The organism is Rhizobium sophorae (assembly GCF_013087515.1).
GTDB classification, from domain to species: domain Bacteria; phylum Pseudomonadota; class Alphaproteobacteria; order Rhizobiales; family Rhizobiaceae; genus Rhizobium; species Rhizobium sophorae.
On sequence record NZ_JABFCN010000007.1, the window covers coordinates 1 to 9,658 of the forward strand.

9 protein-coding genes and 3 pseudogenes are annotated in these 9,658 nt (G+C 58.3%); 4 read left to right on the forward strand and 8 right to left on the reverse strand.

Features of this window, described 5'->3' with window-relative positions; translation table 11 throughout:
• Positions 1 to 83: 83 nt before the first annotated feature.
• Together tnpC and tnpB (G9X64_RS04390) are read right to left on the reverse strand one after the other, a co-directional pair.
• Positions 84 to 1,604, reverse strand: a pseudogene (tnpC, locus tag G9X64_RS04385) (IS66 family transposase); the annotation flags it as partial.
• A complete protein-coding gene (gene tnpB, locus G9X64_RS04390; RefSeq protein WP_170961542.1) occupies positions 1,601 to 1,876 on the reverse strand; it encodes an IS66 family insertion sequence element accessory protein TnpB in 276 nt (91 codons plus the stop codon). The pseudogene tnpC and the gene tnpB (G9X64_RS04390), both read right to left, overlap by 4 nt.
• Here tnpB (G9X64_RS04390) and G9X64_RS37235 point away from each other — a divergent pair.
• The 3 genes from G9X64_RS37235 to G9X64_RS04405 all read left to right on the forward strand — a co-directional run bounded on the left by G9X64_RS37235 (position 1,840) and on the right by G9X64_RS04405 (position 5,166).
• On the forward strand, positions 1,840 to 2,100 hold the full coding sequence (locus G9X64_RS37235) for a DUF5372 family protein (RefSeq protein ID WP_239621142.1): 261 nt from the start codon (positions 1,840 to 1,842) through the stop codon (positions 2,098 to 2,100). The two genes, tnpB (G9X64_RS04390) and G9X64_RS37235, sit on opposite strands and share 37 nt — an antisense overlap.
• A 227-nt stretch (positions 2,101 to 2,327) precedes the next feature.
• Complete coding sequence (locus G9X64_RS04400; protein ID WP_245424676.1) at positions 2,328 to 2,756, forward strand: helix-turn-helix domain-containing protein; 429 nt, start codon at positions 2,328 to 2,330, stop codon at positions 2,754 to 2,756.
• 292 nt (positions 2,757 to 3,048) lie between these two features.
• Positions 3,049 to 5,166 carry a recombinase family protein gene (locus G9X64_RS04405; protein WP_096772313.1) on the forward strand — a complete coding sequence of 706 codons (2,118 nt, stop codon included), beginning with the start codon at positions 3,049 to 3,051 and terminating at the stop codon, positions 5,164 to 5,166.
• On the opposite strand, the gene tnpB (G9X64_RS37240) is transcribed toward G9X64_RS04405, so the two are convergent.
• Positions 5,137 to 5,397, reverse strand: coding sequence for an IS66 family insertion sequence element accessory protein TnpB (gene tnpB, locus G9X64_RS37240; RefSeq protein ID WP_376766382.1), 261 nt, complete (start codon positions 5,395 to 5,397; stop codon positions 5,137 to 5,139). The two genes, G9X64_RS04405 and tnpB (G9X64_RS37240), sit on opposite strands and share 30 nt — an antisense overlap.
• Here tnpB (G9X64_RS37240) and G9X64_RS37245 point away from each other — a divergent pair.
• Positions 5,381 to 5,815 carry a hypothetical protein gene (locus G9X64_RS37245; protein WP_376766383.1) on the forward strand — a complete coding sequence of 145 codons (435 nt, stop codon included), beginning with the start codon at positions 5,381 to 5,383 and terminating at the stop codon, positions 5,813 to 5,815. The two genes, tnpB (G9X64_RS37240) and G9X64_RS37245, sit on opposite strands and share 17 nt — an antisense overlap.
• 104 nt (positions 5,816 to 5,919) lie before the next feature.
• On the opposite strand, the pseudogene G9X64_RS04420 reads toward G9X64_RS37245, so the two are convergent.
• From G9X64_RS04420 to G9X64_RS04440, 5 genes and pseudogenes are all read right to left on the reverse strand, one after another.
• A pseudogene (locus G9X64_RS04420) lies at positions 5,920 to 6,194 on the reverse strand (transposase); the annotation flags it as partial.
• A 383-nt stretch (positions 6,195 to 6,577) separates the two neighbouring features.
• Positions 6,578 to 7,372 (reverse strand): IS21-like element helper ATPase IstB, encoded by a 795-nt coding sequence (gene istB, locus G9X64_RS04425; RefSeq protein ID WP_096772310.1) that lies wholly within the window; start codon positions 7,370 to 7,372, stop codon positions 6,578 to 6,580.
• Positions 7,362 to 8,882, reverse strand: a complete 1,521-nt coding sequence (gene istA / locus G9X64_RS04430) for an IS21 family transposase (RefSeq protein ID WP_141399585.1) — start codon at positions 8,880 to 8,882, stop codon at positions 7,362 to 7,364. The genes istB and istA overlap by 11 nt, the downstream gene beginning before the upstream one ends.
• 72 nt (positions 8,883 to 8,954) lie before the next feature.
• Complete coding sequence (locus G9X64_RS04435; protein WP_096772308.1) at positions 8,955 to 9,290, reverse strand: hypothetical protein; 336 nt, start codon at positions 9,288 to 9,290, stop codon at positions 8,955 to 8,957.
• 188 nt (positions 9,291 to 9,478) lie between these two features.
• Positions 9,479 to 9,601, reverse strand: a pseudogene (locus G9X64_RS04440) (transposase domain-containing protein); the annotation flags it as partial.
• Positions 9,602 to 9,658: the final 57 nt, after the last annotated feature.

Sequence of the window (9,658 nt, forward strand, 5' to 3'; positions counted from 1 at the left end):
CACGGTTTGCCGTTCCTGCCAGAAGACGCACTCGGCATAGTTCGCCGGTCGGCATAAACTGCCTTATGCCGCGCGCGGCATAATGCCGTCATGATCAGCGTGGCCATGAAGGCGGCACGATCAGCGCCACGATCCGATCCGGCGAAGAGCCATGACTTTCTTCCGAGAGCAAAGCCTCTGAGCGCGCGTTCGGCGGCATTATTCGTCAGGCAAATCCGGCCGTCTTCGAGGAAGGCCGTGAAGCCGTTCCAGCGCTTCAACATGTAGTCGATCGGCTCAGAGACAGGAGAACTGCGCGACAGCTTTGCCCGCTCAGTTTGGAGCCAGTCATGCAGTTCTTCGACGAGCGGCTGGCTGTCTTTGCGGCGGCGCTCCTGGCGCTGCTCGGGGCTAAGACCGTTGATCTCCCGTTCGATATCGAACAGGGCATCGATCCGTTTGACGGCCTCCAATGCCATCGGTGAGATCGGTCCGGCTTTGCTGCCACGTTTGGCGTTCGTGGCAATGTCGGCCAGCACGAAGAACTTGCGGCGCGAATGTGCCCAGCAGAGTGCTTGGCGCAGAGGCGCGGGATCGCGATCTGCTTTGAACAGCGGGTTATAGCCGCCATAGGCATCCGCCTGCAGAATGCCGGTGAAGGTCTTCAGATGTCGCTCTGGATGCTCCTGCCGCCGATCCCGAGAGGAATAGTAGAGGGCGGCGGGCGGTGACTGTCCGCCGAACGGCCGATCGTCCGGAACGTAGGTCCAGATGCGGCCGGTATCGGTCTTTCCCTTCGCCAGGATCGGCACGGTCGTGTCGTCGCCATGCAGCCGCTCGGCCGCCAGGACATGGGCCTCGATCAACGAATGGATGGGCTTCAGGGCTGCGGCACACGCGCCGACCTGATCGGCAAGCGTCGACAGGCTGAGATCGATCCCCTCTCGGGCATAGCGCTCGCTTTGGCGATTGAGCGGCTGATGCTGCGCGAACTTCTCAAACAGGATCATCGCCAGAAGGTTCGGGCCGGCAAAGCCGCGGGGTGTCACATGGAAGGGTGCTGGCGGCTGCGTGATCTTCTCGCACTCGCGGCAGGTGAACTTCTACCGCACCGTCTGGATAACCTTCCACTGACGCGGAATGACCTCCAGGGTCTCGGTGATATCCTCGCCGAGCTTCGACAGCTTGGCCGATCCACAGCATGGGCAACTGGATGGGGCGGCAATAACGACGCGCTCGCGCGGCAGGTGTTCAGGAAAGGGCTTGCGTGACGGACGCTTGCGCTCGAAGGCCCTGACGGTCGAGCTTTTGGCAACCATCTCTGCCGCGAGTTCGTCTTCGCCGGCATCAGCTTCGAGTTCTTCGAGTTGCAGTTCCATCTGTTCGAGAAGCCGCGCCTTGCGCTCAGAGCGGCTGCCGTAAAGCTCTCGGCGGACCTTCTCGATCTCCAGCTTCAGCCGCGCGATCAGCGCCTCGGAATGTGACACGAGCGCTTTTGCGCTGGCAGCTTCCGCCTTGGCTGTCGCCGCTTCCACCTCGGCAGCAACACGCAGCGCTCGCTCTTCGGCCAGCAGTGCGAGCGCACTGGCAAGGTCATCTGGAAGCTGGTCGACAGGGCTGTTCATGGCGAGATGGAATCATATTCGCCCCCGCTATTCCAGTATTTTTGCTCATCCGACCGAGGTTGGTCGCAGGTCTTTTGCGGCATCCGCCAGTCGATACCTTCCAGCAAATAACCGAGCTGCCCAGGCGTAATCACGACCGTTCCATCGGCCGCCGACGGCCATATGAAACGTCCACGTTCCAACTTCTTGTACCTCACAACAGAATGCAGCCACTGCCAACGCAGATACGCAGTTAGTGCGGGTAACGCATCCGTTTCATCCTTTATTCCCACGACAGTTGCCGTGCATCGGCAAGCGCTACAACCGGCATGGTGAACGCCTTTTGCTGCAGACCGAGGACGCCACTGTTTGGTCGGTTCCTCCGCAATGGACTGATCTTGTGAGCCTGGATCCCGAAGTCGTCATGAGCAACGGACGATTGCTCTTGCGGATTGTCGACTTAATGGAGTTGGCCACTCTGGTGGAGCGCCTTTCGAGCAAATCGAGCCCGCGCTGACGCGCTGAAGTGTAAAGGTAAATATGTCGCATCTGTAAAGTGGATTATGCCGCAAGAGGTCGTTTTTATGAGATGGTACGCCTGCAAATACGAGATATCGCGTCAGATAGACCATAAACATCGCCTTGACGAGGTAGCAGAATGCGGCATAATTAGCATTACGCTAACGCCGCTTCATGTCCTCGGAGCCATTGATGTCTGCGAAGTACGAGAGCAAGCGCACAAAGATGGATGTCCTCATCGAAGAGGGCACGTTCAATCCCACCCCCGAGAAGGTGCGCGATCCAAAGTTTCGGGGCAGCGAGTTCTTCGATCCGCACGACGCCGTGCAGGTCAAATACGAGATGCTGCGTCGCGTGTCCATCGACAAGGTGTCGGTGACGGAGGCCTCCGACGAGTACGGTGTTTCCAGGCCAACCTATTACCAGGCCAAGGTGAACTTCGACATGGCCGGGATTGCCGGACTGGTGCCGACAAAGCCGGGCCCCCGCGGTCCCCACAAGATCGACGACAAAGTCCTGGCATTTCTGCAGGCGCAGACCGCCCCAGGAGAACCCGTTCGCGCCCGGGAACTGGCCAAGCTGCTCCGCCAGGAACTCGATATCGAGCTTCATCCCAGATCGATCGAGCGGGTTCTAAAAAAAAGCGACACGTAAACATTGCCGCGACGGCGGCATGCCCGACCCAACCGTCGACCATCGCGTCCCAGTACGAGGTATTGCGCAAGGCCGCCTTCGGCGCAGCGCTGCCACTTATGGCCCGTAGCGGCCTGATGCTCTTTCTGCGCCGGGGCATGTGGGGATGGGCTCAGGCGCTGACCGCAACAGCAGTCACCCCGCCAGAGCAGAATTACCCATCGTCAATGGCTTGGCCGCTGCGCGGCGGACACAGCGCCGTCGTTCACGTCCTTGCGACAATCGCTATGAGCACCAACGATCGGAGGTCACCATGAATGTACATCTCAAAGTCCAGCCTCATCACCTCGAACGTGGCGCCTACCTCTACATCCGCCAGTCTTCCATGCGGCAAGTCGTCGAGAACGTCGAGAGCGCCAGGCGGCAATATGCGCTTCGGGGACGCGCTGTCGCCCTCGGCTGGCGCGACGAGCAGATTATCGTCATCGACAACGATCAAGGAGAGTCCGGTGCATCGGCGGTGTGGCGCGAGGGGTTTCAGCGGCTGGTCAGCGACGTCGGCATGGGACATGCCGGGATCGTCATGGGCCTGGAGGTCTCGCGTCTGGCGCGCAACAATGCCGACTGGCAGCGTCTGCTGGAGATTTGCGCCCTTGCCGACACCCTGATCCTCGACGAGGACGGCGTCTATGATCCGGCAAGTTTCAACGACCGGCTCCTGCTCGGCCTCAAGGGAACAATGAGTGAGGCCGAACTGCATGTGATCAAAGCCCGGCTACGCGGCGGCATTCTCAACAAGGTGCGGCGCGGCGAGTTTCGTTGCCTCCTGCCGACTGGGTTGGTCTATGACCATTTCGGCAATGTGACGCTCGATCCAGACATGCAAGTCAGAGAAACGATCATTCATTTCTTTGAGATGTTCTCTCGCCTCGGGTCCGCCTCCCAGACCGTCAAGGTCTTTCGCAATGAAGGCCTATTGTTTCCATCGCGCCTACACAACGGCGGCACGCTGTTTCGGCCGCTGACCGCATCGACGGCGATGCGTGTCCTGAACAATCCGCGCTACGCTGGCGCCTATACCTATGGCCGACGACAGTTTCGACGCACCATCGACGGCAAAAAGACTCTGCGTGCGCGCGACATTGATGACTGGCCGGCCTGCATTCCCGATGCTCATCCCGGCTATATCAGCTGGGAGCGACATCAGGAGAATCTGAAGATCCTCAAGGCGAATGGCCGTGGATTTGAAGCGGCACGAGCTTCAATCCCAAGGGAGGGACCGGCACTGCTGCAAGGCCGGGCCGTATGTGGGCAGTGCGGCAGCCATCTTAGGGTTCGCTATGCGGCGCGGCGTGGCCGGCAGGAAGCCTGGTACATTTGTAATCGTGCCCGCATTTATCGTGGGGAGCCTATGTGTCAGTCGATCGCCGGGCCTCCCGTCGATGAAGCCATCGGTATGCTGATTGCCGAGCAAATGACGCCGGCGGCCGTCGAACTCGCTCTCGAAGTCCGCAAGGAGATCCAAGCCCGGCATGAAGAAGCAGACCGGCTGCGCTGTCGCGCAATCGAACGCGCCCAAACGGAAGCCGAGCTCGCTCAGCGCCGCTTCATGCTTGTCGATCCTAGTAACCGCCTCGTCGCCGACACGCTCGAAGGTGAATGGAACGAGAAGCTTCGCACGCTGGCCAGTGCCCGCGAAGAGCGCGAACGTGGCCGAGAGCACGATCAATTCATCCTCGATAAAGCTGTCCACGAACGGTTAGTCGCGATGACGGCCGACTTCAACCAGCTCTGGAAAGAGCCGGATACCCTAAGCCGCGAACGCAAGCGATTACTGGCCCACATCATTGAGGATGTCACTCTCTTAAAGCTGCCAGCGGAAGGAACCACCAAGCTTCACGTTCGCTTCAAGGGCGGCAAAATCCAGACGCTCACCACCATGAACCCAAAATCCTCTCCTCAGCAGATCAAGACAAAGCCCAGTATCATTGAACTGGTCGATAGGCTTCTCGACGATTACATTTATCCCGAGATCGCCGAGATTCTAAACGAGCAGGGACATCGCCCAGGTGGAACCGCACGTCGCGGCTGCCAGGACGCCCGCTTTACACCCCTCAAAGTCGCCTATCTCATCCACGAATATAAGCTGCGATCACGATATGATCGACTGCGACAGCGGGGAATGCTGACAAGACAGGAAGCGGCAGCGCATCTCAATATCAGCGAGCAAACCGTCGCCAGATGGGCCAAATTTGGCCTCATCACCAGACATGCCTATAACGGGCACTATAGCCTGTACGAAATCGCCGATGGAGACCTGCCGCAAAAGCAATGCAGCCGATGGAACCCCCTCAAGAATCGCGCTGCTGCGTATCGAGAAACGCAAACTGAGCCAAAAACATCAACTGGCGAGGAAAGAGGTGTAGTATGAACGCCGATCGTTCGTGAACAGGCAGGCTCCCTGACCATCATGCCAGATGACCTTGATCAGGCCGCCGCCACGCCCGCGGAACACGAACAGGCGCCCACACATCGGAGTTAGCGCTGTTTGCCTCGCACCTTGACCGTGCGCGTATTGCTGTTTCGAGTAATACCGCTGTGATAGAGATGGCAACGATGCGCCACTTGCGGACATTTCGTAAAACATGACTGTTCCCACCATGACAAAAGGTACACTACGATTTTTCTTTGATTTTGGGGCTGGCGGATGCTTGTGGGCGGGTGATGATGCTACCCGATCCAAATTAGGCGTCGGACCGCTTGATGCGACCGTGTATGACCTTCAAGGGGATGTCGCACTTCCCCCCCGGCTTTTATTGCCAAGCAACGTTCACTCGCTCATCAACCGTCTTGATCAAGAATATCTTAGCTACCTCAACCCATTGTATCCACCTGATCCAAGCCTCTGGACGCAAGCCAGGTGCGACCGCTTCAATAGCGATGTGGACCAGCTTCTGCTTTTGCTTCAGGTCGAGTTGGGTACCAACTTCGTGATTATCGATCAGCAGAAACGCCATGCCGAGGACCGGGCTCTTGGCGAATTCCTGGCCGCGAATCCCAATCAGAAGCCAATGCCCTAGAAATAGTCGGGATGGCGGTAATGGGCCGATACCATTGATAAAGTCGCGTCGAGATCGTGCGGCAGCATCTGGATTGCGGCTGGCGCGCCAAGGTGTAGCTCCCTTTATGCTGGTTTCGGCATCGGCGTCGGGATTAGCTTTGTAGCTTTGCGAGTTTCCGGAGGTTTTGGGCTGCGGCTGCGAGGTGGAACTCATCTCTAGCTCCATTCGGCCCTCGTAGTCGCAAGCGATCCAATCTGAGGATGCGTTTGAGGTGAGCAAAGAGCATCTCGACCTTTTTCCTCTCCCGCCTCGAAGTGACATAGGCTTCCGTTTTGGCGATATCGCGAGCCATGTCGCGAGCGCCCTCATGGATGGAGCGTGGTATTTTGCGCGCCGGGGGGGGGCGATGTCACGTTGTTTCATCAGTGATGGAAGAGTAAGCGGGGTCCCGGTCGCACTCGATCAAGATGCTTTAGGCGTTTCGAACTGTCTTGCGAGGCCGGGGACGACTGCATCGCGCCAATTGCAGTCCTACTCTAGCTTTTCGAAGCCGGGCATAAAACCAATGAGGGGCTCGCTCTTAATGTCTCTGACGCTTGTCGCATCTGAGCGCCATAAGCCGATGCCCATTGCTCAGGCGTGAAATCTGGAACCGGGCGAATGCCTTCGATTATGGCGACTGTATCATCGTGCTTGAGCAAGAATGTCTGTTGGTTTCCACGCGGAACTGAGCCGGTTTTTCCACCGAGAAGTGAGCCACCTCTAAGTATGGTTTTCTGATCATGCTTTGGTCAATGGGTTGGCCTTTTCTCCTCTCTTTTGTGCCGCGGCGGCCGAGCTGGCTTTGAAGCGGAAGCTGTCGTTCCCGGTTTCCAGGATATGGCAACGGTGGGTCAGGCGATCGAGCAGAGCGGTCGTCATCTTGGCGTCGCCGAAGACCGTGGCCCATTCGCTGAAGCTGAGATTGGTGGTGATGATGACGCTGGTGCGCTCGTAAAGCTTGCTCAAGAGGTGGAAGAGCAGCGCTCCACCCGAAGCACTGAACGGAAGGTATCCCAGCTCATCGAGGATCAGCAGATCGAGGCGAACCAGTGTCTCGGCGATCTGGCCTGCTTTTCCTTTGGCCTTCTCCTGCTCGAGCCCATTGACCAATTCGATGGTCGAGAAGAAGCGGACCTTTCGGCGATGATGCTCGATCGCCTGGACACCGAGGGCGGTCGCGACATGTGTTTTGCCTGTGCCCGGCCCGCCGACAAGCACGATATTCTGCGCTCCGTCGATGAACTCGCATCGGTTTAGTTGGCGCACCGTCGCTTCGTTGACTTCGCTGGCGGCGAAGTCGTATCCGGAGATGTCTTTGTAGGCCGGGAAGCGGGCAGCCTTCATATGATAGGCGATGGAGCGGACCTCGCGTTCGGCCATTTCGGCTTTCAGCAATTGGGACAGGATCGGCACGGCTGCATCAAACGCTGGAGCCCCTTGCTCGATCAGGTCCGTGACGGCTTGAGACATGCCATACATCTTCAGGCTACGCAGCATGATGACGACGGCGGCGCTGGCAGGATCATGACGCATGACGACCTCCTACGATCCGGACCCGCAGACCGTCATAGCGTTCTACATTGGCCTTGGGTTCAAGCAGCAAGGTCAGCGCCTGTGGCGTGTCGATGTCAGGACCATCAGTCGTCTTCCCATCGATCAGACGATGCAGCAGGTTCAGCACATGCGTCTTGGTCGCGACGCCTTGATCCAGAGCCAGTTCCACAGCCCTGACGACAACCTGTTCGTCGTGATGAAGAACCAGAGCGAGGATGTCGGCCATCTCCCGATCACCACCGGGGCGGCGAAGCATCTGATCCTGCAGTTGTCGAAAGCCCGGCGGCAATTCCAGGAAGGGTGCGCCATTGCGCAAAGCACCGGGCTTGCGCTGGATGACGGCAAGGTAATGCCGCCAGTCATAAATCGTCCGTGGTGGTTTGTCGTGGCTGCGTTCTATGATCCGCGGATGTTCGCAGAGGATATTGCCCTCGGCTGCAACGACCAGCCGCTCGGGATAAATCCGCAGGCTGACGGGCCGGTTCGCAAATGATGCAGGCACACTGTAACGATTACGCTCGAAGGTGATCAAGCATGTCGGTGAGACGCGCTTGCTCTGCTCGACGAAGCCGTCAAACATGGCGGGCAATGCCATTAAGGCAGGCTGCTCATCACCCCAAACATCTGCGATCGAACCGGACAAGGTGCCATGCGGTGTCTCGCGCCACAGGTCCTGGCAATGCTGTTCCAGCCATGCGTTCAACGCCGCTAAATCTGGAAAGTCCGGCATCTGTTGCCACAGCCGTGGTCGGGCATCCTGGACGTTCTTCTCGACCTGGCCTTTCTCCCAGCCTGCGGCGGGATTGCAGAACTCGGGCGCAAAGACGTAGTGGTTCGTCATCGCCTGGAAGCGGACGTTGACCTGCCGTTCCTTGCCGCGGCCAACACGATCGACCGCGGTCTTCATGTTATCATAGATGCCGCGACCAGGTACGCCGCCGAACACGCGGAACCCGTGCCAGTGAGCGTCGAAGAGCATCTCGTGCGTCTGCAGCAGGTAAGCTCTGACCAGAAAGGCGCGACTGTGTGATAGCTTGATATGGGCGACCTGAAGCTTCGTGCGCTCGCCGCCGATTACGGCATAGTCCTCACTCCAATCGAATTGGAATGCTTCGCCTGGGCGGAAAGACAGCGGAACGAATATGCCGCGGCCCGCCGTCTGCTGCTCAACCCGCCACTCACGGGCGAACGCGGCGACCCGTCCATAGGAGCCGGTAAAGCCGAGAACCACCAGATCGGCATGAAGCTGCTTCAGCGTTCGGCGCTGCTTGCGCGACCTTCCGGCCTCGGTCTGCAGCCAGCCAGCAAGTTTGTCGGCAAAAGGATCAAGCTTGCTCGGTCGTTCCGGTACCGTGAACGTCGGCTCGATCGTACCGGCACTCAAATACTTCGCGATCGTGTTGCGTGACAGTCCAGTGCGCCGGCTGATCTCGCGGATCGACTGCTTCTCGCGCAGCGCCATCCGACGGATGATGTTTAAAAGTCCCATGTGGATCACTCCGTTGCCCCCGTCGCTCTCCGCGTTGGGGGAAGGTTCACATGGCTCAATTCTCAATGGAAATTATGCGCCTAACCGGCTCAGTTCTGCGTGGAAACCAACAAATGTCGTAACAAGGTTCCCTTTTGGCAATGGCGAGGACATGGAAACGCGATGCGAACCGATATCCTCAAGGGTGACATTCTCCATCTGGACCCGATACGCCGCCCCGTCGAAGGCGACGAAGTTGCCGTCTCGAATGGCCCAGAATGGCCCCTCACATCCAGTCCCAATGTAGTGAAGTTCGCTTTCGGCAAATTTGCTCACTACTGCGGTCGCCCTGTTGTCCGAGCACGAAGCCGCCACGAGAAGGCCAGCAAAAAGCACACAGCGAAATAAGCGATAATGAATCTGCTGCACGCTCCGCCTCTCTGGAACTGTATTGGTTAGCGCCGAACGGCCACCTGGGCAGGGTAACGGTGATCAAGAAACAGGTCGTTAAAGGCACAGGATCAATTTTACCCAGTTCCTGGAGACCGAATCTAGAGCCAAACACATAGCTGCGTCGTCGTTTCGCTAACGGGCCGACGAAAGCCTTCAAACACCCATTATGCTAAGGAGTAATTCCACGGCAGGAGACCCTCAATCTGGCGCTGCTTGTGACCGTTGGCAATGGCGGTGAGTGTGCAGGTCAAATAGGCAAGCGGATCGACAGTATTGAGCTTACACGTTTATGCCGACCGGCGAACTATGCCGAGTGCGTCTTCTGGCAGGAACGGCAAACCGTG

Excerpts from the sequence above, each read along its gene's own strand:
- G9X64_RS04400 (WP_245424676.1), top strand. The coding sequence starts at position 2,328 with ATGGATGTCCTCATCGAAGAGGGCACGTTCAATCCCACCCCCGAGAAG.
- G9X64_RS04405 (WP_096772313.1), top strand. The coding sequence starts at position 3,049 with ATGAATGTACATCTCAAAGTCCAGCCTCATCACCTCGAACGTGGCGCC.
- G9X64_RS37245 (WP_376766383.1), top strand. The coding sequence starts at position 5,381 with ATGACTGTTCCCACCATGACAAAAGGTACACTACGATTTTTCTTTGAT.
- tnpB (WP_376766382.1), bottom strand. The coding sequence starts at position 5,397 with ATGGTGGGAACAGTCATGTTTTACGAAATGTCCGCAAGTGGCGCATCG.
- istB (WP_096772310.1), bottom strand. The coding sequence starts at position 7,372 with ATGCGTCATGATCCTGCCAGCGCCGCCGTCGTCATCATGCTGCGTAGC.
- istA (WP_141399585.1), bottom strand. The coding sequence starts at position 8,882 with ATGGGACTTTTAAACATCATCCGTCGGATGGCGCTGCGCGAGAAGCAG.